Origin of the sequence: Embleya sp. NPDC050493 (genome assembly GCF_044458105.1) — a bacterium.
In the GTDB taxonomy this organism is placed as follows: Bacteria; Actinomycetota; Actinomycetes; order Streptomycetales; family Streptomycetaceae; genus Embleya.
Genome location: NZ_JBITHP010000023.1, coordinates 74,873 through 100,853 on the forward strand (window position 1 = coordinate 74,873; position 25,981 = coordinate 100,853).

The 25,981-nt window shown below is 70.6% G+C and carries 20 protein-coding genes and 1 pseudogene; 13 read left to right on the forward strand and 8 right to left on the reverse strand.

Translation table 11 applies throughout. The annotated features are described in order from the left end of the window. Nucleotides 1-252 precede the first annotated feature (252 nt). The 3 genes from pflB (at nt 253) to ACIBM5_RS34055 (ending at nt 3,660) form a co-directional block, all read left to right on the forward strand. Nucleotides 253-2,514 (forward strand): formate C-acetyltransferase, encoded by a 2,262-nt coding sequence (pflB, locus tag ACIBM5_RS34045; protein WP_396010502.1) that lies wholly within the window; start codon nt 253-255, stop codon nt 2,512-2,514. Nucleotides 2,515-2,519: 5 nt separating this feature from the next. After that, a complete protein-coding gene (gene pflA / locus ACIBM5_RS34050) occupies nt 2,520-3,299 on the forward strand; it encodes a pyruvate formate-lyase-activating protein (protein WP_396010503.1) in 780 nt (259 codons plus the stop codon). Nucleotides 3,300-3,426: 127 nt separating this feature from the next. Beyond that, nucleotides 3,427-3,660: a universal stress protein gene (locus ACIBM5_RS34055; RefSeq protein WP_396010504.1), complete on the forward strand. Its 234-nt coding sequence runs from the start codon at nt 3,427-3,429 to the stop codon at nt 3,658-3,660. A gap of 73 nt (nt 3,661-3,733) precedes the next feature. Here ACIBM5_RS34055 and ACIBM5_RS34060 read toward each other — a convergent pair whose 3' ends face one another. The 3 genes from ACIBM5_RS34060 to ACIBM5_RS34070 all read right to left on the reverse strand — a co-directional run bounded on the left by ACIBM5_RS34060 (nt 3,734) and on the right by ACIBM5_RS34070 (nt 6,087). Beyond that, nucleotides 3,734-4,642 (reverse strand): universal stress protein, encoded by a 909-nt coding sequence (locus ACIBM5_RS34060; protein WP_396010506.1) that lies wholly within the window; start codon nt 4,640-4,642, stop codon nt 3,734-3,736. 262 nt (nt 4,643-4,904) lie between these two features. Continuing rightward, nucleotides 4,905-5,375 (reverse strand): Crp/Fnr family transcriptional regulator, encoded by a 471-nt coding sequence (locus ACIBM5_RS34065; RefSeq protein WP_396010507.1) that lies wholly within the window; start codon nt 5,373-5,375, stop codon nt 4,905-4,907. A gap of 10 nt (nt 5,376-5,385) precedes the next feature. Continuing rightward, nucleotides 5,386-6,087, reverse strand: a complete 702-nt coding sequence (locus ACIBM5_RS34070) for a CBS domain-containing protein (protein ID WP_396010509.1) — start codon at nt 6,085-6,087, stop codon at nt 5,386-5,388. Between the two features lie 445 nt (nt 6,088-6,532). Here ACIBM5_RS34070 and ACIBM5_RS34075 point away from each other — a divergent pair, with 445 nt between their 5' ends. The 3 genes from ACIBM5_RS34075 (at nt 6,533) to ACIBM5_RS34085 (ending at nt 9,314) form a co-directional block, all read left to right on the forward strand. After that, nucleotides 6,533-7,873, forward strand: a complete 1,341-nt coding sequence (locus ACIBM5_RS34075) for an amino acid permease (protein ID WP_396010594.1) — start codon at nt 6,533-6,535, stop codon at nt 7,871-7,873. Between the two features lie 158 nt (nt 7,874-8,031). Next, complete coding sequence (locus ACIBM5_RS34080; protein ID WP_396010510.1) at nt 8,032-8,457, forward strand: STAS domain-containing protein; 426 nt, start codon at nt 8,032-8,034, stop codon at nt 8,455-8,457. A gap of 107 nt (nt 8,458-8,564) precedes the next feature. Continuing rightward, entirely contained in the window at nt 8,565-9,314 is a 750-nt protein-coding gene (locus ACIBM5_RS34085; RefSeq protein ID WP_396010511.1) for a response regulator, read from the forward strand. 123 nt (nt 9,315-9,437) lie between these two features. On the opposite strand, the gene ACIBM5_RS34090 is transcribed toward ACIBM5_RS34085, so the two are convergent. Then, nucleotides 9,438-9,866, reverse strand: a complete 429-nt coding sequence (locus ACIBM5_RS34090; protein ID WP_396010512.1) for an Hsp20/alpha crystallin family protein — start codon at nt 9,864-9,866, stop codon at nt 9,438-9,440. Nucleotides 9,867-10,181: 315 nt separating this feature from the next. Here ACIBM5_RS34090 and ACIBM5_RS34095 point away from each other — a divergent pair, with 315 nt between their 5' ends. Genes ACIBM5_RS34095 through ACIBM5_RS34110 form a run of 4 tightly spaced genes read left to right on the forward strand, consistent with a single transcriptional unit; the run spans nt 10,182 to nt 15,770 of the window. Beyond that, nucleotides 10,182-11,225, forward strand: coding sequence for an alcohol dehydrogenase catalytic domain-containing protein (locus ACIBM5_RS34095; protein ID WP_396010595.1), 1,044 nt, complete (start codon nt 10,182-10,184; stop codon nt 11,223-11,225). A gap of 50 nt (nt 11,226-11,275) precedes the next feature. Further along, nucleotides 11,276-12,292, forward strand: a complete 1,017-nt coding sequence (gene gap, locus ACIBM5_RS34100) for a type I glyceraldehyde-3-phosphate dehydrogenase (RefSeq protein ID WP_396010514.1) — start codon at nt 11,276-11,278, stop codon at nt 12,290-12,292. A gap of 35 nt (nt 12,293-12,327) precedes the next feature. Next, nucleotides 12,328-15,045, forward strand: a complete 2,718-nt coding sequence (ppdK, locus tag ACIBM5_RS34105; RefSeq protein ID WP_396010516.1) for a pyruvate, phosphate dikinase — start codon at nt 12,328-12,330, stop codon at nt 15,043-15,045. Nucleotides 15,046-15,101: 56 nt separating this feature from the next. Continuing rightward, the gene (locus tag ACIBM5_RS34110; RefSeq protein ID WP_396010518.1) at nt 15,102-15,770 is read left to right on the forward strand and encodes a helix-turn-helix domain-containing protein; all 669 of its coding nucleotides are present in this window, start codon (nt 15,102-15,104) and stop codon (nt 15,768-15,770) included. A gap of 94 nt (nt 15,771-15,864) precedes the next feature. Here ACIBM5_RS34110 and ACIBM5_RS34115 read toward each other — a convergent pair whose 3' ends face one another. Continuing rightward, nucleotides 15,865-16,272: a hypothetical protein gene (locus ACIBM5_RS34115; protein WP_396010519.1), complete on the reverse strand. Its 408-nt coding sequence runs from the start codon at nt 16,270-16,272 to the stop codon at nt 15,865-15,867. Between ACIBM5_RS34115 and ACIBM5_RS34120 the strand changes: the two are divergent. Further along, nucleotides 16,271-17,296: pseudogene (locus tag ACIBM5_RS34120) on the forward strand (glycoside hydrolase family 65 protein); the annotation flags it as partial. The gene ACIBM5_RS34115 and the pseudogene ACIBM5_RS34120 sit on opposite strands and share 2 nt — an antisense overlap. Nucleotides 17,297-17,314: 18 nt before the next feature. Continuing rightward, a complete protein-coding gene (locus ACIBM5_RS34125; protein WP_396010596.1) occupies nt 17,315-17,563 on the forward strand; it encodes a glycosyl hydrolase family 65 protein in 249 nt (82 codons plus the stop codon). A gap of 148 nt (nt 17,564-17,711) precedes the next feature. On the opposite strand, the gene adhE is transcribed toward ACIBM5_RS34125, so the two are convergent. From adhE to ACIBM5_RS34140, 3 genes are all read right to left on the reverse strand, one after another. Then, on the reverse strand, nt 17,712-20,378 hold the full coding sequence (adhE, locus tag ACIBM5_RS34130) for a bifunctional acetaldehyde-CoA/alcohol dehydrogenase (RefSeq protein WP_396010520.1): 2,667 nt from the start codon (nt 20,376-20,378) through the stop codon (nt 17,712-17,714). A 136-nt stretch (nt 20,379-20,514) separates the two neighbouring features. Continuing rightward, entirely contained in the window at nt 20,515-22,884 is a 2,370-nt protein-coding gene (locus tag ACIBM5_RS34135) for a phosphoketolase (RefSeq protein WP_396010521.1), read from the reverse strand. Between the two features lie 53 nt (nt 22,885-22,937). Continuing rightward, complete coding sequence (locus ACIBM5_RS34140; RefSeq protein WP_396010522.1) at nt 22,938-23,822, reverse strand: HAD-IC family P-type ATPase; 885 nt, start codon at nt 23,820-23,822, stop codon at nt 22,938-22,940. Nucleotides 23,823-24,220: 398 nt separating this feature from the next. Here ACIBM5_RS34140 and ACIBM5_RS34145 point away from each other — a divergent pair, with 398 nt between their 5' ends. Beyond that, on the forward strand, nt 24,221-25,786 hold the full coding sequence (locus ACIBM5_RS34145) for a GAF domain-containing protein (protein WP_396010524.1): 1,566 nt from the start codon (nt 24,221-24,223) through the stop codon (nt 25,784-25,786). Nucleotides 25,787-25,981: the final 195 nt, after the last annotated feature.

Consider the following 25,981-nt stretch of genomic DNA (forward strand, 5'->3'; position numbering starts at 1 on the left):
GACGTGCTCGCTTTCACCGGGAGTCGGCGAACATGACGACGGTTTCGGAGCGAGGACGTCGAGATCGCCCGCCGAACGCGCTCACCGACCACATCGCACACCGCGTGACGCCGTCGCGGCGGACGGGCCCGCGCCCCGAACCGGGCCGTTCGGCAGGGTCGGTCGGGCCATCCGCCCCTGCCGTGTGCGGTGGCGCGCGGACAGTGTGTGAGGTGTCGAGATCGAGTCGATCGAGCCCATCGAGAGGCCACCATGACGACCACCACATCCCCCTCCGACGTCGACCTCGCGCCCTGGCGGGAGTTCCGCCCCGGAGCGTGGCAACACGGCATCGACGTCCGCGACTTCATCCAAAGCAACCACACGCCCTACACCGGCGACGCGGATTTCTTGTGCGCGGCCACGCCGCGTACCCGCGCGGTATGGGAGCGGGTTTCCGCGCTGTTCCCCGAGGAGCGCCGCAAGGGCGTGCTGGACGTGGACGCCGCGACGCCCTCCACGATCACCTCGCACGCCCCCGGCTGGATCGACCGCGACCGGGAACTGATCGTCGGCCTGCAGACCGACGCCCCGCTCAAACGGGCGATCATGCCCAATGGCGGGCTGCGCATGGTCGAGGCCGGGCTGCGCGCGTACGGCTACGAGATGGACCCGTTCGTCCGCGCGGTGTTCGGCACCTACCGCAAGACCCACAACGACGCCGTCTTCGACGCGTACACCCCCGAGATCCTGCGGGCCCGCCGAGCGGGCCTGATCACCGGGCTCCCGGATGCCTACGGTCGCGGACGCATCATCGGCGACTACCGGCGCGTGGCCCTGTACGGCGTGGACCGCCTCATCGAGGCCAAGCGGGCCGACCGCAACGCGCTGAACCCGCTGCCCGCCACCGTCGAGGTCATCCGCGACCGCGAGGAACTGGCCGAACAGGTGCGCGCCCTGGCCGAGTTGAAGAAGATGGCCGCGACCTACGGCTGCGACCTCTCGCGCCCGGCGGCCACCGCGCACGAGGCCGTGCAGTGGCTGTACCTGGCCTACCTGGCCGCGACCAAGGAGCAGAACGGCGCCGCGATGTCGCTCGGCCGCACGTCCACGTTCCTGGACGTCTACCTGGAGCGGGACCTGCACGAGGGCCGCATCGACGAGAGCCGCGCCCAGGAACTGATCGACGACTTCGTGATCAAACTGCGGATCATCCGCTTCCTGCGCACCCCGGAGTACGACGCGCTGTTCTCCGGCGACCCCACCTGGGTCACCGAATCTCTCGGCGGGATCGGCACCGACGGACGTCCGCTGGTCTCCCGCACCTCCTTCCGCTACCTGCGCACCCTGTACAACCTGGGGCCCGCGCCGGAACCGAACCTGACCGTGCTGTGGTCGCCCCGACTGCCCAGCGGCTTCAAGCGGTACTGCGCACAGGTCTCCATCGACACCAGCTCCATCCAGTACGAGTCCGACGACCTGATGCGCCCGTGCACCGGCGACGACACCGCGATCGCATGCTGTGTCTCGGCGATGGCCGTGGGCAAGGACATGCAGTTCTTCGGCGCCCGAGTCAACCTCGCCAAGGCCCTGCTGTACGCAGTCAACGGCGGTCGGGACGAGATCAGCGGCGAACAGGTCGGCCCGAAAACCGCGCCCCTGCAAGGGGAACGACTCGACGCCGCCGAACTCGACGCCGCGTTCGACCATGTCCTCGACTGGCTGGCGGGCGTGTATGTGGACGCGCTGAACATCATCCACCACATGCACGACAAGTACGCCTACGAGCGCCTGGAGATGGCCCTGCACGACCACCCCGTACACCGCACCATGGCTTGCGGCATCGCCGGACTCTCGGTGGTCGGCGACAGCCTCTCGGCGGTCCGGCACGCCGGCGTCGAGGTGATCCGCGACCCCGACACCGGCCTGGCCGTCGACTATCGCGTCCTGGGCGAGTACCCCGCCTTCGGCAACAACGACGACCGCGCCGATACGATCGCCGTCGACCTGGTGCGCTCGTTCCTGACCAAGCTGCGCCGCCACCCCACCTACCGGAACGCCGAGCACACGCTGTCCGTGCTGACCATCACCTCCAACGTGGTCTATGGCAAGCACACCGGCAACACCCCCGACGGGCGCCGCGCCGGCACCCCGTTCGCTCCCGGTGCCAACCCGATGAACGGCCGCGACCGGCACGGCATGGCCGCCTCCGCGCTCTCGGTCGCCAAGATCCCCTACGACCTGGCCCGTGACGGCATCTCGCTGACCTCGACGGTGACCCCGGAGGGCCTCGGCCACGACCCGAGCGAGCGCGCCGACAACCTGGTCGGCCTGCTCGACGGCTACTTCGCCTCCGGCGGCTTCCACATGAACGTCAACGTCCTCGACCGGGCCACGCTCGCGGACGCCATGGAACACCCGGAGTGGTATCCGAACCTGACCATCCGCGTCTCCGGATACGCCGTGCGCTTCGTCCGTCTGACGCGCGAGCAGCAGCTCGACGTGATCAGCCGGACCTTCCACGAAGCACGGTGAGCACGATGCGACAGGTCCCGGGTCCGCTCCCGCACGGCTTCCACCCGCGCAACGACGGGCAGATCGGCATGGTGCACTCGTGGGACATGTCCACGGGCGTGGACGGGCCCGGGACCCGCTTCGTGCTCTTCGTGAACGGCTGCCCGCTGCGTTGCCTGTACTGCTCCAACCCGGACACCTGGCACATGCGCGACGGCCGTTCCACGGACGTCGAGGAGGCGATGGACAAGATCACCGCCTGCCGGGACTTCCTGCTCGCGAGCGGCGGAGGCGTGACGGTCACCGGAGGCGAGCCGCTGCTCCAGGCCCGTTTCGTCGAGGCGGTGTTGACCCGTTGTCGCGAGCTGGGCCTGCACACCGCGCTCGACACCTCCGGGTACCTCGGCGCCCGCGCCGGTGACCGCCTGCTGTCCGCGACCGACCTCGTCCTGCTCGACATCAAGTCCTTCGACCCCGACGCCTACCGTCGACTCACCGGCCGCGAACTCGCACCCACGCTCGTGTTCGCCCGACGCCTCGCCGACCTCGGCATCCCCGTGTGGCTGCGTTTCGTGCTGGTCCCGGGGCTGACCGAGGACGCCGAAACGATCGACGAACTGGCAGCCTTCGCCGCGGGGTTGGGCAACGTCGAACGCGTCGACGTGCTGCCCTTCCACAAACTCGGCGCCGTCAAGTACGACGAACTGGGCATCACCTTCCCACTCCGAGACACACCGCCGCCGACGGCCGAACTGGTCGAACGAGTCCGCGCGCAGTTCCACGCGCACGGACTCCGCGCCCACTGACCGGGAACGGCGATGGTCGAGCGGGCGATCGGGATCGGGAGTACGACGGCACGCGCGTGCGTGACCGGGAGCGCGCGCATAGAGGGCCGAGACGCCCTACCACCGCGTCCAGGAGTTCGCACGGCGGGTGCTCGCGACCGTGGTGTCGCCGCTCCGGGAGGCCCACCCGCGGGTGGCGGTCGAGGAACGCGTCGTCCAGGGAGGTGCCGGCGCCGCACTCGTCTCGGCGTCGTGGGATGCGGGCCTGGTCGTCGTCGGGCGGCATCCCTCGCCACACCACTTCGGACCCCGCCTTGGACACACGGCGATCGCCTTGCTGCACCACGCGCACGCGCCGCTCCTGGTCGTGCCATCGGACTGACACACCCAACACGTCGAGGCCGCCGGGTGGTTGATCACCCGGCGGCCTCGACCGACATGTGCTTGGGGACGCGTCAATCGATGGGGATCAGCAGAACCGGAGCCTGGCTGTGATGCAGCAGGACATGGGTGACGTGGCCGAGGTTGGGGCCGAAGCGGCCGTGACGGCGATGGGCGGCCACCACGATCAGATCGGCCTCGTCGGTGGCGGCCAAAAGCGCGTGAGCGGGAACGTCGCACACGATCTGCTCGGTGACGAACACGTCGGGGTACTTGTCCACGAACGGAGCGAGAGCCGCGCCGAGCGTGGCCTCGGCGGCCTTGCGTCCTTCGTCGCCGGACCACAGCGGGGCCGCATAGGGCGCGGCCGGGGACACCGGCGGCGTCCAGGCGTGCAGCGCACGCAACGGCACACCGCGTGCCTGGGCCGCCGCGAACGCGGCCTCGACGGCAGGGTGGCAATCGAAGTCGGAGACGCCCACCACGACGGTGCCCGGCTCGTCCGCCGGGGCGTTGCCGTGTCGTGCGTGGACGATGAGAACGGGGCAGCGCGAAGAGGCCGCGACGGACAACGAGACCGAGCCCAGCAGCAGGCCCGCGAAGCCGCCCCGACCGCGACTGCCGAGCACGACGAGCGCCGCGCGCTCGCAGGCCTCCTCCAAAGTGGGGATGGTCGGAGCGAGGGCCACCGTGGTGACGATCACCAGCTCGGGTCGGCGTCGTCGGGCACGCTCGGCGGCGTCACCCACCAGAATCCGCGCCTCCTGCCGTAACCGCGCCGCACGGTCCTCGTCGCCACGGGCCGGAACCCGGTCGACGACATGCATGACCTCCAGAGGCACGTGACGCAGCGCCGCCTCGTCGGCGGCCCGATCCGTCGCGAGATCCGAGATGGGCGAACCGTCCACGCCCACGATGACGTGACCGCGCACGGCCCCGTCGTCGGTGGCAGCCGTTGCGCCGGTGGAAGAGTTGTCGTTCACGTCGAACTCCCGGAATCGAGTGTGGATGGAACATGGGTCGCCCGCCGACCGCTTGGTACGACAGCGTGTACCGAAACCGGAGGGCACCGGCAGGGCCGTTCGGCCCTTCGACCGACGACGGTCGGCGGATGGGAGCCGGATCAACGAACCGTCCCGAAACGGGGGATGCGATCACCCCCGACGATCGAACGCGGCCCGCGTCGACGCCCCCCGGGCACGCCACAGGCCCCGGACACCGAAGGGTTCCGGAGCCTGCTCCCTCTCAGCCCTCCGCGGGGCCCCCGGCCGCCGTAGCGTGCGGTCCGTACAGGTCCAGCAGTCGCAGCCGACTCGCCTGGAGGCGGCCGGCGATCACCTGCGCGCACGCGAGGGTGATCGCTCGTCCGAAGTCGGGGTCGCGTTCGCATTCGGCCCGCACCGCGCCGGCGTCGAACTCCAGGGCCCGGACGGTGCCGACGGCCCGGCCGCCCAAATGCCAACGGTAGGGCGGGAACAGCCAGCTCCAGCCGACGAGTTCGCCCGCCCCGAGCGTCTCCACGGTGGCCGGGTGTCCGCCGGGGACGTGCACGTCCAGGCAGACGGAGCCGCCCTCGACGAGCCAAAACGTGCGGGCCGGTCGCCCCTCGTCGAACAGGCGGGCGCCCGGTTCGAACGTGACGGGTCGGCCGAACGCCAGGAGTCGATTCAGGTGTTCCTTGGGGATGTGGCCGATGCGGCCGGAGACGTGGAACACGGTGTCCTCCTCAACGCCCGGGCGAGCGACGGGCGAAATGCGCCGGGCCGGGCGTGATGTGGCTGTCGTCGAAGTCGAAGGTCAGGGTGTGGGACACGCTCTCGACGCCGTCGACGGCGCGACACAGCCGCACCACGATGTCGATGAGACTGCGGTTGTCGACCACCCCCGACAGGCACACCGCCGCGTCGCGCACGTCGACCCCGATCGTGCCGGGCTCCAGCCACAGCGCCGTGCGCAGTACGTCCTGCTCGATCTCGGCGCGGATCTCGGCGTCCGGGCGCAGGAACGTGCGCAGCAGGTCACAGCGGCTGACGATGCCCGCCAGTCGGCCGTCGGTGTCCACCACCGGCAGGCGCTTGACGTGGTGGCGGTCCATCAGACGAGCCCCCTGGAGCGTGCTCGACGCGGAGTCCACGCTCACCACGGGGGTGGTCATCAACTCGCGTGCGGTGTGGCCGTCGCCCTTGGTGGGTCGGTTCGCCAGTCGGCGCAGGCCCGTCAGGAGGTGGGCGTCCTCGGCCTGTTCCACCTGGGCGCGCAGCAGGTCGGCCTCCGAGACGATGCCCAGGATCCGCCGCTCGTCGTCGACCACCGGCAGGGCACTGATCCGCCGGGCTTCCAGTTCGGCGACGATGTCCTGGAATCGGGCGTCGGGAGCGACGGTGGCGACGTCGCGGGTCATGACGTCCTCGATCCTGCGATGCAACATGCGAACCCCCTGGTCGATATGCGGCGAGTCACCGAGGTCTGGACGGTGACGTCTTCGGTCGGATACCACGAGCCTGTCGCCGATTCGGGCGTCGTAACAGGGCCGCGTTGCCCGGTGTACCGGGCCGTTCGGCCCGGTACGGTCCGCATCGCCGATTTCGAGAGGGCATTCGGTCGCGGCGGCTGTGGTGACCATCGGCGTTCGGATCGGGACCTTCGGCACCGGCACGGCGGCGCGCGGGCGGCCACGCTGCAAACGTTCGGCCGAAGCGGTTCCGTTGGGACACACCGCCTCGCCCGGTCGAACCCGATCGCGACGACGAGGATCAGGCATGCTCAGGAAAAGAACGGCCGTCTCCCCTGTCACGGCCCGGGAATCGGGCACATCCCCCGAGGAGGCGCACCGCTCCGCCTCCACCTTTGGTCTGCCCACTGCCACGGCCCTGGTGGTGGGCAGCATCATCGGCACCGGCGTGTTCGCCCTGCCGGCAGCGCTCGCGCCGTACGGCCCGATCTCCCTGGTCTCGTTCGCCATCGTCACCGTCGGCGCGCTGGCGCTCGCGGTCACGTTCGGCAAGTTGTCCCAGCGGGTCCCCGGCAGCGGCGGGCCCTACGTGTACGCCCGGGAGGCGTTCGGGGAGTTCGCCGGCTTCCTCAACGCCTGGTCGTACTGGATCACCGCCTGGGCGGGCAACGCCGCGATCGTGGTGGCCTGGGTCGGCTACGTCGAGGTGTTCGTCAACACCGGCCACGACAAGTGGGCTTCGGTGGCCATCGCGCTGGTGGGCCTGTGGATCCCGGCGCTGGTCAACCTGGCGGGCCTGCGCAGCATGGGCGCCTTCCAGGTCGTCACCACCGTGCTCAAGTTCGTCCCGTTGATCCTGATGGGCACCGTCGGCCTGTTCTTCCTCGACACCGACAACCTCGGCGCCTTCAACGCCCACGGAGGATCGCCGATGGGCGCGATCTCCGCCGCCGCGGCCATCGCCCTGTTCAGCTACATCGGCCTGGAGACCGTCTCGGTCGCAGCCGGCCGGGTGCGTGAGCCCGGCCGCAACGTGCCGCGCGCCACCGTCTACGGCACCCTGGCCTGCGCGGCGGTCTACCTGCTCGGCACGCTCGCCGTTTTCGGCGCCGTCCCGCACGCCGAACTCGTCTCCTCCACGGCGCCGTTCACCGACGCGGCCGACCACATGGCGGGCGGTTCGTGGGCCGGCAACGCGGTCGCGGTGGCCGCGATCATCTCCGGGATCGGCGCTCTCGGCGGCTGGACGATGATCTGCGCCGAGATGCCGTACGCCGCCGCCCGCGAGGGGCTGTTCCCCAAGGCGTTCGCCCGCAAGCGCGGCGACATCCCCGTCTTCGGCATTCTCGCCGCCACGACCCTGGCCTCGCTGATCACGATCGCCGCGTACACCAGCTTCGACAACGTCTTCACCACCATCGTGCTGCTGAGCGTGTTGACCGCGGCGATCCCCTACCTGTTCTCCGCCGCCGCGCAGCTGTACTGGCTCGTGACTCACGCCCGCCAAGCGAGCCGAGGCCGCTTCGTCCGTGATGTGCTGGTGGCCGGCACCGCGCTCGCGTTCTCCTACTGGTCGATCCAGGGCAGCGGCTACCAGACCGTCTACTACGGACTGTTCACCGTCCTCCTGGGCATCCCCGTCTACATCTACCTCAAGCGCGACCGCGGCGAGTACGGCGAGCAGGCGGCCCCCACCCCGGTCGTGCCCACCGAGCAGCTTGCTTCACCGCACGCGTCGAAGCCGCAAGGACACGCCGCTTGATCACCCCGGCGGGCGAGATCGCCCACGCGTCGACGAACCCGGGCGGGACCTTCGGCCCTGCCCGGGAGCCGTCCGCCTCTGGGCACCGTCCGCCGCTCCCACTGAACCGGTCGCGCAGCCGCCCCGGCGGAACCCACACTCCAGGAAGCGAGGCTCGTGTGATCACCATCGCGACGACCCCGCCCGGACACCGCAGCCCGATGTCGCCCGCCACGTCCGTCACCATCGAACTGCGCGGGGAACTGGACCTGGACAGCGCGGCAAGCATCGAACCGACCCTGACCGCCCTCGCCCGGACGGGCCCCGCCGAACTACGACTCGACCTGGGCGGGCTCGCCTTCTGCGACACCTCCGGCATCAACCTGTTCCTGCGGCTGCACCACCGATGCGCTCGCGCCCACACCGTGCTCGTGCTGACCGGTGTCCGCGGCCAACCGGCCCGCGTCATCCGCCTGGTGCGCATCGACCGCACGATCGCCTGCCGCTTCGCGTCCCCTCCCGCTCCCCGACGCGCTCCGGTCGATCCCGCCCATACGTCCGGACTTCGCGCCGGGGCGATGCGGGTGGGGGCCACTCGGCCCTGATGGTCCCGGGACCACCGGCCCTGTCCCGATGATCCCGCACGCCCCGAGACTGATCATCGCGTCGACCCGACCGGGCGAACGCGTCCGTCACCCTCGGGGAGCAGACCATGGAAACCGGGATCACCACCGAAGCCGTCGCCGGCGCCCGCCTGCCCCGCGTCACCGGCTCCACACGAACGCTCGCGCCGACGGCGTCGAGCCCGGATTCGCCCGCCGCGATCAGAGTGTTCCTCCTCGACGACCACGAGATCGTCCGCCGCGGCTTGGCCGACCTGCTCGGCGCCGAACCGGACATCGAGATCGTCGGCGAATCGGCGTCCGCCCTCGAAGCCATGAGACGCATACCCGCGCTGCGCCCCGACGTCGCCGTCCTGGACGGGCGACTGCCCGACGGCAGCGGCGTCGACGTGTGCCGCGCGGTGCGGTCGTCCTTTCCCGAGATCAACGCGCTGATTCTGACCTCGTACGACGACGAGGACGCCCTGTTCTCCGCGATCATGGCCGGCGCCGCCGGGTACGTCCTCAAACAGATCCGCGGCGCCGACCTGGTGCGCGCGGTCCGAGAGGTCGCCGCAGGCCGCTCGCTCCTCGATCCGGCGGTCACCACGAAGGTCCTCGAACGCGTCCGTACAGGAAGCACGGAGGACCCGCGCGTGGCGTCCCTGTCCGACCAGGAACGCCGAATCTTCGATTTGGTCGCCGAGGGCCTGACCAACCGCCAGATCGCCGAACGCCTGCACCTGGCGGAGAAGACCGTCAAGAACTACGTCTCCACCATGCTGCACAAGCTCGGCTTCGAACGCCGCGTCCAAGCCGCCGTCTTCGCCGGCACACTCCCGCACCGCGCATCGCTATGAGCGATCGACTCGTCGAGTCCACGACCGCCCGGGGCCCACGGGCCACTCGGTCGTCGAGGCGGCATCTGCGCAACGCCGACCGGCCGCGGACCCATCGGGGTCCGCGGCCGGTGGCCTGAGCACCTACTTGCCGGTGCTCACCGAGATCTTGCGGCTCTCGTGCTTGTCCTCGTGGAGCGGGACGGTGACGGTCAGGATGCCGTCCTTGTACGCGGCCTTGATCTCGCTCTCCTTGGTGCCGATGGGGAGCCGGACACTGCGGTGCGTGGATCCGTACCGGAACTCACTGTGGTGCTTGCCCTCGGTTTCCTCGGTGCGCTCGGCGTGGATCGTGAGGATGCCGGAGGTCACGGTCAGCTCGAGATCCTTGCCCGGGTCGATGCCCGGGAGTTCGGCGCGAACGATGTAGGCGCCCTCCTCGACATACGCCTCGATGCGCATGCCCTGGGCCGCAGACCACCCGCTGGGGTGGGTCGGGAGGCTGCCTTCGAGCCAGTCGACGAGATCGGGGATGGTCAGCACGCCCGGGCGACGGATGAGTGCCTTGCTCATGACGGGGCCCTTTCTCTGGGGGTCGATGCCTCGAGCACACCGCGTGCACAAGGGGTCACGCTCGTGCCGTTGGGCCCGAATTCCAAGGGCCGGTCGACCCCCTCCGCGTGCCGGCGGACCCGTAGACGCGATCGACAGGAGGAAACGCCCCTCCGGCTCCGGTCGACGGGGCACCTGCCGTGAGCACCGCCGCCGGAACGCCTGGTGCCCCTCGGCCCCTTCAGCCGGGCCACTCGGCCCTATGGCCGTCGTGCGCACCGCGTGACGCTGAGGTGGAAAGCGTCACCGCTCACGTTCGGAAAGGCGGACGCCATGATGAAGGCCCTGACCTACCACGGCGCCGGACACCATCGCTGGGGAGACGTGCCCACCCCCGTTGTCCGCGATCCCCAGGACGCGGTGATCCGGGTGGACGCCGTGACCATCTGCGGCACCGATCTGCACATCCTCAAGGGCGACGTGCCCGAGGTCGAATCGGGCCGAGTCCTGGGCCATGAGGCCGTCGGCACGGTCAGCGAAGTGGGCCCTGGGGTCCGCGACTTCGCTGCTGGCGACCGTGTGCTCGTCTCGTGCATCTCCTCGTGCGGGCGCTGCCGCAACTGTCGCACCGGCGCCTATGGACAGTGCAGCGGCGGCGGCGGGTGGGTGCTGGGCCACCTGATCGACGGGACCCAGGCCGAATACGTCCGAGTACCCTTCGCCGACACGTCCCTGTACCGACTCCCGGACGCCGTCGGCGACGAGCAGGCCCTGATGCTCGCGGACATCCTGCCCACCTCCTACGAGGTCGGCGTGCGCAACGGGCACGTGGGCCCGGGCGACACCGTGGTCGTCGTCGGAGCCGGCCCCATCGGCCTGGCCGCGATCACGACCGCCCGTCTGTTCACTCCCTCCCGCATCATCGCCGTCGACCCCTCGTCCGCCCGTCGCGAGGCCGCGAAGGCGTTCGGGGCCGACGTCGTCCTCGACCTCCCCGAAGCCACGCTCGACACCCTGAGCGCGCTCACCGCGGACGGGCAGGCAGCGCACGTGGCCATCGAGGCCGTCGGCGTCCCGGAATCCGTCGAACTGTGCACCCGCCTGGTCCGCGCCGGCGGCCACGTCGCCAACGTCGGCGTGCACGGCCGTCCCGCCACCCTGCACCTCGAAGACCTGTGGATCCGCGACCTCACCATCACCACCGGCCTGGTCGACACCACCAGCACACCGCTGCTGCTGGACCTGCTCGCCGAGGGCCGACTCGGTACCGAGGGGATGATCACCCACCGGTTCGGCCTCGACGAGATGCCGACCGCCTACGACGTCTTTTCCCGCGCGGGAGAGACCGGCGCGCTCAAGGTCGCCCTCTTCCGCCGCTGAACCACCCCCGCTTCCATCCGTGTTCCACGAGATCCGAGGAGGATCCCGCGATGACCGTTCGTGTGGGAATCAACGGCTTCGGCCGCATCGGCCGCAACTACCTGCGCGCCGTCCTGGACCGCGCCGACGAGGGCACCACGCCCGTGCGGGTGGTGGCGATCAACGACATCGCCCCCGCCGCCACGCTCGCGCACCTGCTGAAGTACGACTCCACCTACGGCACCCTCGCCCGCTCCGTCGAGGCCGACGGCGACACGATCGTCGTCGACGGAACCCCCATCGCCGTCACCGCCCACCGCGACCCCGCCGCCCTGACGTGGGACACGTTCGGCGTCGACATCGTGATCGAGGCCACCGGCCGCTTCCGCACCCGCGATGACGCCGCGACGCACCTGAAGTCCGGCGCCGCCAAGGTGCTGCTGTCCGCCCCGGGCCGCGGCGTCGATGCCACGATCGTGATGGGCGTCAACGAGGGCGACTACGACCCGGGCACCGACCACGTCGTCTCGGCCGCCTCCTGCACCACCAACTGCGTCGTACCGATGGTCAAGGTCCTGCACGACGCTTTCGGCATCGACCGCGGCCTGATGACCACCATCCACGGCTACACCAACGACCAGTCCCTGCTCGACGCACCCCACAAGGACCTGCGCCGGGCCCGCTCGGCCGCGCTGAGCATGATCCCCACCAGCACCGGCGCGGCCCGCTCGGTGGGCCTGGTCCTGCCGGAGCTGGTCGGCGCCCTGGACGGCATCTCGGTCCGCGTCCCCGTCGAGGACGGCTCACTCACCGACCTGACCCTGGTCCTGCGTCGCGACACCGACGCCGCAGAGATCAACGCGGCCTTCGAGGCAGCGGCCGAGGGCCCGTTGGCCGGCATTCTGCGGGTCACTCACGCGCCGATCGTCTCCCGCGACGTGATCGGCGACCCGCACTCGTGCGTAGTCGACGCCGAACTCACCCAGGTCAACGGCAATCTGGTCAAGGTCTTCGGCTGGTACGACAACGAATGGGGCTACACCAACCGCCTGCTCGACCTGACCGAGTACGTCGCCCACCGCCTCTGACCCCGGACCCACACGATCACGCAGGAAGGCCGGCCATGACCACCGCGTACGTGTACGACTTCACCGAAGGCTCCCGCGAGCAGGCCGCGTTGCTCGGCGGCAAGGGCGCCAACCTCGCCGAGATGACCCGCCTCGGACTCCCGGTGCCGCCGGGCTTCACGATCGGCACCGACGCCTGCCGGGCCTTCCTGCGCACCGGGAGTGTGCCCGACGGCCTGGAGGACGAGATCACCGCCCACCTCGCGCGCCTGGAGCAGATCATGGGGCGGAGCCTGGGTCACGCCGACGACCCGCTCCTGGTGTCGGTGCGTTCCGGCGCGCGCTTCTCCATGCCGGGGATGATGGACACCATCCTCGATGTCGGACTCAACGACGCCTCGGTGCTCGGCCTCGCCAAGGCCACCGGCCGGGAACGCTTCGCCTGGGACTCCTACCGGCGCCTGGTCCAGATGTACGGCGCCACCGTCCTCGGCATCGACGCCGCCCGCTTCGAGACCGTACTGACCCGGCGCAGGCGAGAGGTCGGCGCCGACGACGACCTGGGCTTGGACACCCGTCAACTCGCGGAGACGGTCCGCGAGTTCCAGGGAATCATCCACGACGCGACCGGCGAGGAGTTCCCGCAGGACCCGCGCGAGCAACTGCGGCGCGCGGTGGTGGCCGTGTTCGCATCGTGGAACGGCGAACGCGCCGCGGTCTACCGTCGCCGCGAGCACATCCCGGACGACCTCGGCACCGCCGTGAACATCCAGGCCATGGTCTTCGGCAACCTGGGCCCCGACTCCGGCTCGGGAGTCGCGTTCACCCGCGACCCCGGTACCGGCCGGCCCGGCGTCTACGGCGACTACCTGCCCGACGCGCAGGGCGAGGACGTGGTCTCCGGTGTACGTGATGCCCTCGCGCTCGACGAACTGGAGCGCCTGGACCCGGACTCGTACGGCCGGCTGCGCGGACATCTGGCCCTCCTGGAAGCGCACTACCGTGACCTGTGCGACGTGGAGTTCACCGTCGAACGCGGCAGGTTGTGGGTGTTGCAGACCAGGGTCGGCAAACGCACGCCCGAGGCCGCATTCCGGATCGCCTGCGCGCTCGTGGACGAAGGTGTGATCACCTGGCCCGAGGCGCTGTCGCGGGTCGACGCGGGGCAGCTCGACCACCTCACCTTCCCGCGTTTCGACGCGGACCCCGATACGCCGGTCCTCGCGCACGGCGTACCGGCCTCGCCGGGAGCCGCGGTCGGCGCCGTCGTCTTCGACGTCGCCGAGGCGGTCCGCCGGGCCGAGGCCGGCGAGCACGTGGTCCTGGTCCGCCACGAAACCAGTCCCGACGACCTGCCCGGCATGATCGCCGCCGAGGCCGTGCTCACCGGCCGAGGCGGCAAGACCAGCCACGCCGCAGTGGTCGCGCGCGGCATGGGCAAGGTCTGCGTCTGCGGGGCGGCCGACCTGGACATCGACCCGCAGCGGCGCCGTTTCACCACCGCCGACGGGACCGTGGTCGAGGAGGGCACCGTCGTCTCCGTCGACGGCACCGTCGGCACGGTACACCTCGGCGCACTGCCACTCGTCGCATCCCCGGTCACCCGGTATCTGGAGACCGGCACCCGATCGGACGGCATCGTCGACGCCGTCGCCCGCTGCCTCGAACAGGCCGACACGATCCGTCGGATGGACGTCCTGGCCAACGCGGACACCCCCGAGGACGCGGCCCGAGCCCGCCGCTACGGAGCGCACGGCATCGGCCTGTGCCGCACCGAACACATGTTCCTGGGCGAGCGTCGCCGCCTGGTCGAGGACATGATCCTGGCCCGCACCGACGCCGAACGCGATGCCGCGCTGGCCGCCCTGCTCCCGCTCCAACGCGACGACTTCGTCGGCCTGCTCGCCGCCATGGACGGACTGCCGGTCACCATCCGCCTGATCGACCCGCCCCTGCACGAATTCCTGCCCGACCACACCGAATCGGCCGTGCGCCTCGCCCGCGCACAGGCCCTCGGACACCGACCCGACCCACGCGACCTGCGCCTGCACGAGGCCGGCGAACGGCTCCACGAGGAGAACCCGATGCTGGGCCTGCGCGGCGTACGCCTCGCGCTCGCGATACCGGGCCTGATCGCCACCCAGGTCCGGGCGATTGCCGAGGCCGTGGTCGCCCGCGTGCGTACCGGCGGCGACCCGCGCGCGGAGATCATGGTTCCGCTCGTGGTCACCGAGGCGGAACTGCGCATCGTTCGGGCCGAGGTCGAACGGATGCTCGCCGAGGTCCGCGAAAGCTCCGGCGTCGACGTGCGCTGTCCGATCGGCACCATGATCGAATTGCCCAGGGCCGCGCTGACCGCCGACGAGATCGCCCGCTCGGCCGACTTCTTCTCCTTCGGCACCAACGACCTGACCCAGACAACCTGGGGCCTGTCCCGTGACGACGCCGAGGCATCCTTCCTCGCCACCTACCTCGAACGCGGCATCCTGGCCGTCTCCCCGTTCGAGACCATCGACCGAGACGGCGTCGGCCGACTGGTCCGCACCGGCGTCGACCTGGGCCGCACCACCGCACCGAACCTGCGCATCGGCGTATGCGGCGAACACGGCGGCGACCCCGACTCGATCCACTTCTTCGACGAGTGCGGCATCGACTACGTCTCCTGCTCGCCGTACCGCCTCCCCGGCGCCCGCCTGGAGGCCGCCCGCGCCACGATCGCCGCACGGCGCACCGACCGGACCGCATCCACATACACCGCATCCAGCCCCGACTGAGTCGCCCCGAGGACAGTTCGAGTCGGCGCAGCGGTTCTGTCGAGAAGGAGGATCCGATGGACAACGAAACGGCAGGCACCCGCCTTCCCGACATGGTCGACATCCCCCGCAACATCCGACGCCGGCGCGAGCAACTGGGCATGACCCGGGCGCAGGTCTGTGCCCGAGCCGGGCTTCCTCCGAAGTGGCTCGTGGAACTCGAGTCCGGAGACGCCCCGTTGCCCCGCGCCGCCCTCGGTGGCCTGGCGGTGGCGCTGAAGACCAGCGTCACCGCCCTCGTATCCGGTGTCTTCGATCCGCCGAAGGCGGGCACTCCGGACGCCCGCAGCCTGATCACGATGAGCGAGAAGGAGTGCTACGCACGCCTCGCCACCCACGAGATCGGCCGGCTCGCCGGCAGCCTGGACGGTACACCCTGGGTGCTTCCCGTCAACTACCTTCTCGACGGCAAGGAGATCGTCTTCGCCACCCGCCCCGACTCCCCACTCGCCCACGTCCGCGGCACCACGGCCTTCGAAGTGGACGACGTGGACCGCTACGCCCGACTCGGGTGGAGCGTCCTGGTCATCGGTGTGGTCGAGGCCGTCACCGACCCCGTCGAGATCGCCCGGCTCGCCGAAGCGGGCGACCGCGCCTGGCCCGCCCGCCGCGACGAACTGTGGTTGCGAATCCGCCCCGGCCGGGTGACCGGACGGCGGCTGCGCCCACGCCCGGCGCGACGGTGAGGCGGGCCGCCGGGAAGCGGACCCGGAGGCGCTGTGAACGACCGGGCGCCCGAGCCTGGACCTCAAGGCTCGGGCGCTCGGATAATGCGTGGGATCAGGCATCCGGCGCGGGGACGAACACCACCGGGGCGGCGCTGTGGCGCAGGCAGTACAACCCGGTGGGACCGGGGATCGTGGGGCATTCGATGCCGCTGGTGCCCAGGGCGAGCAACCGGGCGTCTCGTGCGCGAGCGACCAGGACCTCCCCGGCGCTGCCGTGAAGTGGGGTGGCCACGATGCGCTCCGGCGGGATCGGCACGCGCACCGGATTCGCAAGCGCGTGCTCCAGCCGCTCGCGGGCCACTGACAGCGGGGCGTCCGGGTGGTCGACGGTCGGGCGTTCGGGGTCGGCATCCGTCCACGCCGCGACCACGTCCAGGTGCCCGGTGGCCGTCGTGCCGATACCGGCGACCGTGTCATGACCGGCCCGGCCCCGCGAGCCGCTCGGCACGCTCGCACGCATGCGACCGCCGCCCTGCGCACACTCTCGCGAACGGGCTCCTTCGACACTCTGCTGCACGACCGCGCCACCCGCTGGGAACAGCTGTGGCGCCGATTCCCCGTGGCAGAGCGCCGCCGAAGGCACCGAGCAGGCCCCGAGCACCCACCTCGATCCGATGTCCGGACGGTGGCTCCCCGACCGCACACACCTGCAACGCCACGTCGGACTGGCCGTCGCCTACAACACCTGGCAGTACTACCAGGCCACCGGCGACCGCGACTTCCTCGAAACGGCCGGCGCGGAAATGTTGTTGGAGATCGCCCGCTTCTGGGCCGACACCGCCGGATACCACCCCTCCCTGGAGCGGTACCGGATCCGCGGCGTGATGGGTCCCGACGAGTACCACGAGGCCTACCCGTGAGCCGACCGACCCGGCATCGACGACAACACCTACACGAACGTGCTCGCGTCGTGGGTACTCTCCCGCGCGCTCGACGCGCTCGACGCGCTGCCCGGATACCGACGCGGCGAATTGACCGAACGACTCGACCTGACCCACGACGAATTCGACGGATGGCGGACGGTCGCCCGTCGACTCCATGTCCCCTTCCTCGACGGCGTGCCCAGTCAGTTCGCCGGCTGAGAGCGCCTCGCCGAACTGGACTGGCCGCACTACCGCTGGCGCTACCCGAAGAATCGGCGCCTCGACCGCATCCTCGAAGCCGAGGGCGACAGCGTGAACCGCTACAAGACATCCAAACAAGCCGATGTGCTGATGCTCTACTACCTGTTCCCCGCCCGGGAGATCCGCGCGCTGCCGCGCCGCCTCGGGTATCCGGCGGGGCACGAAATGGCACAGCGCACGGTCGAGTACCACCGGGCACGAACCGTGCACGGATCGACGCTCAGCTCGATGGTGCACGCCTGGGTGCCGGCCCGCACCGATCGCCGACGCTCGTGGCAGTTCTTTCGCGACGCACTGGGCGGTGACGTCCACGACGTCCAGGGAGGAACCACCGCCGAAGGCATCCACCTCGGCGCCATGGCCGGGACGGTGGACCTGATGCAACGCTGCTACGTCGGGCTGGACACCCGCAGTGACGTGCTGTGGCTGGACCCCTGTCTCCCCGGGCGCCTGCGTCGCTTGGAGGTCGAGCTGCGCTACCGAGGGCACTGGGGCGTGGTGATCGAGGTCGGTCGGCGGGAAGTGACCGTGAGCCTGCGCCCGGGGCAGGGCGGCTCGGTCCCGATCGGCTTCCGCGGCTCGGTGGTCGAGATCCCGCCCGGTGGCAGCCGTACCTTCACCCTCTGAAAAACGTACGCGCAGCCATCAGCCGCCCGGCGCATTCGACTCGCCTCGGAACGGGCCCAGCGGTGGGCGCTCACGGGCGCGGACTGCCGCTCGTACGGCATCGGAATCGTCGAGCGGCCGTCGGGATTCGGTCGCTCGCCGGGATTGTCTACGACACGCAGGCTGCAACCGTGCCGTAGTAGGCGTCGCGCATGAGGGTGATCATGTCGTCGAGCATTGCCATGCGGGGATTGGCCGGGGCGCATTGGTCCTCGTAGGCGTTGAGTGCCTGGCGGGGCAGTGCGTCCAGGAAGGCCTTCTCCTCGATGCCCAGGGCTTGGAACGACGGTTCGATGCCGACACGTTCCCTGAGTCGTTCGACCGCGGTGGCCAGGGATTGCACTCCTTCGGCCGGGGTCGCGGCGGGAAGGTCGAGGGTTCGGGCGATGTCCGCGAAGCGTTCGGGTGCGCGGTAGTGCTCGTACTTGGGCCAGCCGGCGAGCTTGCCGGGCGGGCTCCCGTTGTAGCGGATCACGTGCGGCAGCAGAACGGCGTTGGTGCGGCCGTGGGCCACGTGGAAGGTGGCGCCCAGGGTGTGGGACATGGCATGGACGATGCCGAGGAAGGCGTTGCCGAAGGCCATGCCCGCGATGGTGCCCGCGTTGTGCATCTTCTCGCGCGCCTCGGGGTTGGCCTGCCGGTCGTTGACCGCGCGCTCCAGGTTGTCGAATACGAGCCGGATGGCGTGCAGGGCGAGGCCGTCGGTGAAGTCGTTGGCGTAGACCGAGACGTACGCCTCGATCGCATGGGTGAGGGTGTCCATGCCGCTGTCCGCGGCCAGGGCGGGCGGCAGTTCCGCGGCCAGCAGCGGGTCCACGATGGCCACGCTCGGGGTGAGGGCGTAGTCGGCCAGCGGGTACTTCTTGCCGGTCGCGGAGTCGGTGATCACGGCGAACGGGGTGACCTCGGCGCCGGTGCCGGACGTGGTCGGTACACACACCAGTCGGGCCCGTTCGCCCAGGACGGGAAAGCGGAAGGCACGCTTGCGGATGTCGAGGAACTTCTGCCGCATGTCGGCGAAGTCGACGTCGGGCTGTTCGTACAGCAGCCACATGACCTTGGCCGCGTCCATGGGCGAGCCGCCGCCCAGGGCGACGATGGTGTCCGGGCGGAAGCCGCGCATGAGGTCGGCGCCGCGCCGTACCGAGTCGATGCTCGGCTCGGGCAGTACGTCGTCGATGATCTGTATCGTGACCGGGAGTTCGCGCGAGTGCAGCACCCGGCGGATGCGGTCGACGTATCCCAGGCGGGTCATGGTCGCGTCGGTGACGATGGTCACCCGGTGCACGTGCGGCATCTCGGCCAGGTACCGGATCGCGTGCGGCTCGAAGTAGATCCTGGGCGGGATCTTGAACCACTGCATGTTGTTGCGGCGGGTGCTCAACCGCTTGATGTTCAACAGGTTGACGGCGGAGACGTTGTTGGAGGTCGAGGTACCACCCCACGATCCGCAGCCCAGGGTCAGCGAGGGCAGCAGACCGGTGTAGATGCCCCCGATGGCCCCCTGCGAGGACGGCGCGTTGACGATGATGCGAGCGGTCTTCATGTGCCGCCCGTAGTCCTCGGCGACGGTGGGGTCCTCGGTGTGGACGACGGCGCTGTGGCCCATGCCGTGGAAGGCGACCATGTCGGCGGCGAGCGCGAAGCCCTGTTCGCGCGAGTCGGCGCGCAGCACGGCCAGGACCGGGCACAACTTCTCCCGGGTCAGAGGCTCCTGCGGACCCACCCGGTCGGTGTGGGCGAGGATCACGGTGGTGTCGGCGCCCACCGTGAATCCCGCCTGGGCTGCGATCCAGGTCGGACTCTGCCCCACCGCGGCCGGGTTGACTCGTGGTTCGCGACCGGAGGTCGCACTCGAACCGAAGAGGTAGGTCTCCAGCTTGCCCTTCTCATCCTCCGTGGCCACGTGGGCGCCCAGGGCGGCGAACTCGGCCAAGGCCGCGTCGTGGATGTCGGTGTGCAGGACGACGGCCTGCTCGGAGGCGCAGATCATGCCGTTGTCGAACGCCTTGGACAACACGACGTCGTTGACCGCCCGGCGCAGGTCCACGTCGCGGTCGATGTAGGCGGGCACGTTGCCCGCGCCCACCCCCAGCGCCGGCTTGCCCGCCGAATAGGCCGCCCTGACCATGCCCTCGCCGCCGGTGGCCAGGATCAGCGCGACGCCGGGGTGACGCATGAGCGCGGCGGTCGCCTCGATCGAGGGGGACTCGATCCACTGCACGCAGTGCTCGGGCGCGCCTGCGGCGACGGCCGCGTCACGGACCACCCGGGCGGCCGAGGCGCTGCACTCCTGAGCGGAGGGGTGGAAGGCGAAGACGACCGGGTTGCGGCTCTTGAGGGCGATCAACGCCTTGAAAATCACTGTGGCCGTCGGGTTGGTGACCGGCGTGACCGCGCAGACGACGCCGACCGGTTCGGCGACCTCGACCATGCCGGTGATCTCGTCCCGGGCCACGACGCCGACCGTCTTGAGGTTGCGCATGCTGTCGGTGGTGTACTCGCAGGCGAACATGTTCTTCGCCGCCTTGTCCTCGAAGACGCCCCGGCCGGTCTCGTCCACCGCCTCGCGAGCCAGTCGGGTGTGCTGGTCCAGCGCGGCGACGGACGCCTTCTTGACGATGTGGTCGATCTGCTCCTGGTTGAACGCGTCATAGGCGGCCAGCGCCTTGGCGGCGTCGGCGACCAGGGTGTTCACGGCGGCGTCGATGTCGGGTGGGCTCGGGTCCGGGTCCGCGGCCGGGACCGGCAGGACGGTGTCGGTGTGGTTGCTCATGGCCGTACTCCTCCTTGGTGTCGCAAGGGACGACCGACGGATGTCGGGTGTCGGAAGCGGTGGCGCACGAGGCCCGCGAAGTCGTCGGTGACACGACCCGGTTCGGGTGGTACGAGACTTCGCGGGCCGGTTCGGCTCAGTGGCGCGGCTTGCGGATGTCCGTCGACCAGGTCCAGTCGCGTACTTCGGGCATGTCCTCGCCGTGTTCGAGGATCCAGGCGTGGTGTCGGGTTCGGGCGTCGACCATGGTCTGGCGTACGGTCGCGGCGCGGGCGCCCAGGCCGGGGACGCGGTCGATGACGTCGATCACGCGCTGGTAGCGGTCCATGTCGTTGAGCACGACCATGTCGAAGGGGGTCGTCGTGGTGCCGTACTCCTTGTAGCCGCGTATGTGCAGGTGTTGATGGTTGTGGCGGCGGTAGGCGAGGCGGTGGATCAGCCACGGGTAGCCGTGGTAGGCGAAGATCACCGGAACATCCGTGCCGAACAACGCGTCGTACTCCCGGTCGGGCATGCCGTGCGGGTGTTCGCTCTCGGGGAGGAGTCGCATCAGGTCGACCACGTTGACCACGCGCACGCGCAGGTTCGGCAGATGGCGGCGGATCAGGTCGACGGCGGCGAGGGTTTCCAGGGTGGGGACGTCGCCGGCGCAGGCGAGGACGACCTCGGGGTCGCCGTCGTCGTTGGAGGCCCATTCCCAGATACCGGCGCCGCGGGTGCAGTGCAGGACCGCCTCGTCCATGGTGAGCCAGTCGGGGGTGGGGGTCTTGCCGGCGACGATGACGTTGACGAGTCCGCGGCTGCGCAGTGCGTGGTCGCCCACCGACAGGAGGGTGTTGGTATCCGGGGGGAGGTAGACGCGGACGACCTCGGGGCGTTTGTTGATGACGTTGTCGACGAAGCCGGGGTCCTGGTGGGAGAAGCCGTTCTGGTCCTGGCGCCAGACGTGGGAAGTGAGCAGGTAGTTGAGGGACGCGATGGGCGGGCGCCAGCCGATCTCGCGGCAGGCGTGCAGCCACTTGGCGTGCTGGTTGAACATCGAGGCCACGATGTGGGTGAACGCCTCGTAGCAGGAAAACACGCCGTGCCGTCCGGTGAGGAGATAGCCCTCCAGCATGCCCTGGCAGGTGTGTTCGGACAGGATCTCCACCACGCGCCCGTCCGGGGCCAGGTGGCTGTCGAGGTCGGTGATCGGTTCCTGCCAGGCCTTGGCGGTCGCGCGGTAGACGGCGCCGAGGCGGTTGGACTCGGTCTCGTCGGGGCCGAACAGCCGGAAGTCGCGGCGGGACGCGGTGCGGGCGAAGACCTCGCGCAGGTATTCGCCGAGCGCGCGGGTGGGTTCGGAGGAGGACGCGCCGGGCTCGGTGACCTTGACCGCGAAGTCGTGCAGGTCCGGCAGCGGCAACTCCCGCAGCAGCGCTCCCCCGTTGGTCTCGGGGACCGCGCCGAGTCGGGTGTCGCCGGCGGGGACGTTGGCGAGCACGATCGGGGTGGGGCGCCCGTCGGCGTCGAAGAGTTCGTCGGGGCGGTAGGACCGCATCCAGGCGTCGAGCAGGGCCAGGTGTTCGGGGTTTTCCCGGACGCCGGCGAGGGGGACCTGATGCGAGCGCCAGGTGCCCTCGACCGGCACGTCGTCCACGGTGCGTGGTCCGGTCCAGCCCTTGGGGGTGCGCAGCACGAGCATCGGCCACCGGGGGCGGGTGTGTGCGGTCGCCTTGAGGTGCCCGATCTCGTCGAGGGCTTCCTCCAATGCGACGGCGAACTCGGCGTGTACGCGAGCGGGTTCGTCGCCTTCGACGTGGATGGGGCGCCATCCGTACCCGGTGAGCAGCGCGTCGAGTTCCTCGCGCGGCATGCGGGCGAGGAGAGTGGGGTTGGCGATCTTCCAGCCGTTCAGGTGCAGGATCGGCAACACCGCGCCGTCGGTGCGCGGGCTGAGGAACTTGTTGCCGTGCCAGGACGCGGCGAGCGGCCCGGTCTCGGCCTCGCCGTCGCCGATCACACAGGCGACGACCAGGTCGGGGTTGTCGAACGCGGCGCCGAACGCGTGCGAGAGGCTGTAGCCGAGTTCGCCGCCCTCGTGGATCGAGCCGGGCACGCCGGGTGCGATGTGGCTGGGCACGCCGCCCGGATAGGAGAACTGGCGGAACAGCGCGACCATGCCCGCGGCGTCACGGGAGACGTTCGGGTAGCGCTCGCTGTAGGTGCCGTCCAGCCACGACGCGGCGAGGGCGGAGGGGCCGCCGTGACCGGGGCCGGTGACGTGCAGGGCGTGCGTACCGCGTTCGCGGATCACCCGGTTCAGGTGCGCGTAGATCAGGTTCAGGCCGGGCGAGGTGCCCCAGTGTCCGAGCAGACGCGGCTTGATGTGATCGGGTCGCAACGGCTCGGCGAGCAAAGGGTTCTCGCGCAGGTAGATCTGTCCCACCGCGAGATAGTTCGCCGCCCGCCACCAGGCATCGACCATCGTCCGATCCGGTGCCTCGGGAGCCGTGGCCATCGTCATCGCTCGTCCTCTCGTCCGTCGCCGTGGTTCCGCTCATGCCCACGCTCGCGCCCTCACCACATCCGGGTGAAGGGCCGAACGGCCCTACGAGCAGGGGCCATACGGGGCCGACGCCTTGACGGGGGCCGGCCGTCAGTCGTGTGTCGAGGCGTCCGTTTCGACGGCGGCGGGTACGACGACCAGCGGGCAGCGGACGTGGTGGAGTCGAACGGCGCCTCGGCGATCCGGGGATGTTCCGCGCGGAGCGCGGCGTAGTCGATTCCGGCTTTGCCGGCGGCGGCCAACAGGGCCGCCTCGGTGGGATCCCCCAATGCCGTCCAGGAGGCGTCGCGGCCCGGCGGTACGAGGCCGGCGTCGTTGCACAGCGTGGCGGCGGTGAGCAGTTCGCGCACGGAGGCGGCGGTGTGCGCGTCGATCGGCCGTCCGTCGACCAGTGGTTCGCCCTCGGGCGCGTAGCCCGTGCCGGTCAGTTCGGCCGTTCCCTCGGGAGTCCACACGCGTTCGGCGACCATCCGGCCCTCGGTCGGCGTGCCGGTCTTGTCGGTGGCCGGCACGGTGACCGAGCCGAGCGTTTCGACGGCGGGCAGGTTGCGGACGATGGCGTGCCGGGCCGCCATCCGCCGTGCGCCCAGGGCCGGGCCCAGGGTGACCACCGCGGGCAGTGATTCGGGGACCGCGGCGACCGCCAGGCTGATCGCGGTGACCGCCATCGACTCGACGGGTTCGCCGCGCAGCAGGCCGAAGGCGAAGACCAGCAGACACAGGCCGATCACCACTGCGGCCAGGACTCGTCCGAGGTGGGCGAGTCTGCGCTGCAAAGGCGTGAGGCCGGGGCGATCCTGCATCAGCGCTGTGATTCGGCCCAGTGCGCCGTGCGCGCCGGTTGCCGTGACCTCGACCGGCCCGAGACCGGCTGGACGGCCACCGTCATCGGCCACGCCTCGCGGGTCGACGACCGTGCCGACCTCGCGCGGTTGGATCGCCTGCTACCCGGGCCGGACGGCGACGGTGGGAAACGGGTGTGGTTCCGCGTCACGTCCGAGTTCGTCACCGGCCACCTCCTGCCACCGGCGCCGGGCACCCACGCCCCGTGCGAAGCCACGGCCGGCCCGCCGGGGACGCCGCCCCCACGGTGAGGCGACGTTCCCGGCGGGCCGCGCGTCACAACCGCCGGGCCGGCCCGGGAGGTCCCGCGACCCGGACGCCGTGCGCGAGACCGTGTCTTCCCCGGGCCGGGTTGACGCATACACGGACGAACAGTCCGACGACCCCGTGGGGTGCAGGACGGCGGCCGAGGTCGTCCCGGCGAGGTCGCCCGAAAATCGCAGTCCAGAACATGGCGGGCGCATGCGCCCGGCACTCGGGGTCCGTACGGACGGCTCCGGGCATCGGCCCCACCTGCCGATCGCATCCGGTGGTGGCCGGGCGCAAGCGGCGCGTCGAGGAGTCGGCGGCCGTCCCGGCGCCGACCCGTGCACACGTCGACGGCATCCGTGCCGGAGAGCGGACGCGGTCGTGTGCGGGGAGGCTCCCGTTCGCCGGCACCGAACACCCGGACTCGTTCGGCTTCCCCGCCAACCACCCGCCCATGAACACCTTCATGGGCGTGCCGATCCGCATCCGCGACACCGTCTTCGGGAACCTGTACCTGACCGACAAACGCGGCGGCGCCGACTTCGACGAGGACGACGAGGCCGTCCTGCGCACCCTCGCCGCCGCCGCCGGCGTCGCGATCGACAACGCGCGCCTGTACGACGACGTCCGCCGCCGCGAACGCCGGCTCGCCGCAAGCTCCGACCTCACCCGCAGCCTCCTCTCCGGCGAACCCCCCGCCGACGTGCTGCGCTCGTTCACCGCCACGATCCGGGAGATGGCCGACGCCGACCTGGTCACGCCGGCCGTACCCGTACCCGTACCCGTGCACGGGAGCGGGAGCGGGGACGGCGATCTCGTCGTCGAGGCCGCCGCCGGACTGTTGGCGGACCGTGTCCGCGGCCTGGTCCTGTCCGGCGAGAGCACCCTGATGGGCAAGGTGTTCGGCTCCGGCGAGACGATCACCAAAACCGACCTCGCCCAGGACCCGGGCGCCGTCGTCGCCCATACCGCGGGCGTCGATCTCGGTTCCGCGTTCCTGCTCCCGCTCGGCACCCCCGAGCGCATCCGCGGTGTGCTCCAGGTCGCCAACCGGGCCGAGCGCCCGCCGCTGTCGGACGCGGTGGTGCGCATGGTCACCGGTTTCGCCGACCACGCCGCACTGGCCCTGGAGATCGCCGAGCGGCGCCGCGACGCCGAGTTGCCGACCGTGTTGACGGACCGCGACCGCATCGCCCGCGACCTGCACGATTTGGCCATTCAGCGGTTGTTCGCCACCGGTATGACCCTGCAAAGCGCCACCCGCTTCATCGACCATCCCGAAGCGCTGGAGCGCGTCGAATCGGCGGTGGACGCCCTCGACGACACCATCAAGGTCATCCGATCCACGATCTTCTCCCTCAAGGCCCGCGACCGCGACACCGGCACCGGACTGCGCTCGCGCTGCCTGCGCGAGGTCGACGCCGCCACCGAAACCCTCGGCTTCGCACCGACCTTGCGTGTCGACGGCCTCCTCGATACCTCCGTGCCCCAGGCCATCGCCGCCCACCTGATCGCCGTCCTGCGCGAGGCGCTGGCCAACGCCGCCCGCCACGCACACGCGAACCGGGTGGAGGTCCACGTGGAGACCGACGACGGACATGTGCGCCTTCGGGTCCGTGACGACGGGGTCGGTCCGCCCGCGTCCGCGACCCGCGACAGCGGGTTGGGGAACATGCGGGAACGGGCCGAATCCCTGGGTGGTACCTGCTCGTTCGGCCCGGCACCCGACGGCGGCGCACTGGTGGAGTGGCGTGTCCCGCTGAGTTGACCGCGTTCGACGTCGTTCGTCTCGAGGGTGCGTCGCACGCGGGACACCAAGCCCTGCCGGCCGCCGGCGATACATTTCCCGGTCGGGTCACTCGGCCCCCGTCGCCGGGCCCATCGGCCCCTGCGCGGCGGGGGGGTATGCGTTGACATGGACTCGAACAGGCAACGCCCGCCGTGCGGATGCCCCCTTCGAGAA

Excerpts from the sequence above, each read along its gene's own strand:
- pflB (WP_396010502.1), top strand. The coding sequence starts at position 253 with ATGACGACCACCACATCCCCCTCCGACGTCGACCTCGCGCCCTGGCGG.
- ACIBM5_RS34110 (WP_396010518.1), top strand. The coding sequence starts at position 15,102 with ATGGACAACGAAACGGCAGGCACCCGCCTTCCCGACATGGTCGACATC.
- ACIBM5_RS34070 (WP_396010509.1), bottom strand. The coding sequence starts at position 6,087 with ATGTTGCATCGCAGGATCGAGGACGTCATGACCCGCGACGTCGCCACC.
- pflA (WP_396010503.1), top strand. The coding sequence starts at position 2,520 with ATGCGACAGGTCCCGGGTCCGCTCCCGCACGGCTTCCACCCGCGCAAC.
- ACIBM5_RS34090 (WP_396010512.1), bottom strand. The coding sequence starts at position 9,866 with ATGAGCAAGGCACTCATCCGTCGCCCGGGCGTGCTGACCATCCCCGAT.
- ACIBM5_RS34125 (WP_396010596.1), top strand. The coding sequence starts at position 17,315 with ATGCAACGCTGCTACGTCGGGCTGGACACCCGCAGTGACGTGCTGTGG.
- ACIBM5_RS34085 (WP_396010511.1), top strand. The coding sequence starts at position 8,565 with ATGGAAACCGGGATCACCACCGAAGCCGTCGCCGGCGCCCGCCTGCCC.
- ACIBM5_RS34095 (WP_396010595.1), top strand. The coding sequence starts at position 10,182 with ATGAAGGCCCTGACCTACCACGGCGCCGGACACCATCGCTGGGGAGAC.
- ACIBM5_RS34145 (WP_396010524.1), top strand. The coding sequence starts at position 24,221 with ATGGCGGGCGCATGCGCCCGGCACTCGGGGTCCGTACGGACGGCTCCG.
- adhE (WP_396010520.1), bottom strand. The coding sequence starts at position 20,378 with ATGAGCAACCACACCGACACCGTCCTGCCGGTCCCGGCCGCGGACCCG.
- ACIBM5_RS34115 (WP_396010519.1), bottom strand. The coding sequence starts at position 16,272 with ATGCGTGCGAGCGTGCCGAGCGGCTCGCGGGGCCGGGCCGGTCATGAC.
- ppdK (WP_396010516.1), top strand. The coding sequence starts at position 12,328 with ATGACCACCGCGTACGTGTACGACTTCACCGAAGGCTCCCGCGAGCAG.
- gap (WP_396010514.1), top strand. The coding sequence starts at position 11,276 with ATGACCGTTCGTGTGGGAATCAACGGCTTCGGCCGCATCGGCCGCAAC.
- ACIBM5_RS34135 (WP_396010521.1), bottom strand. The coding sequence starts at position 22,884 with ATGACGATGGCCACGGCTCCCGAGGCACCGGATCGGACGATGGTCGAT.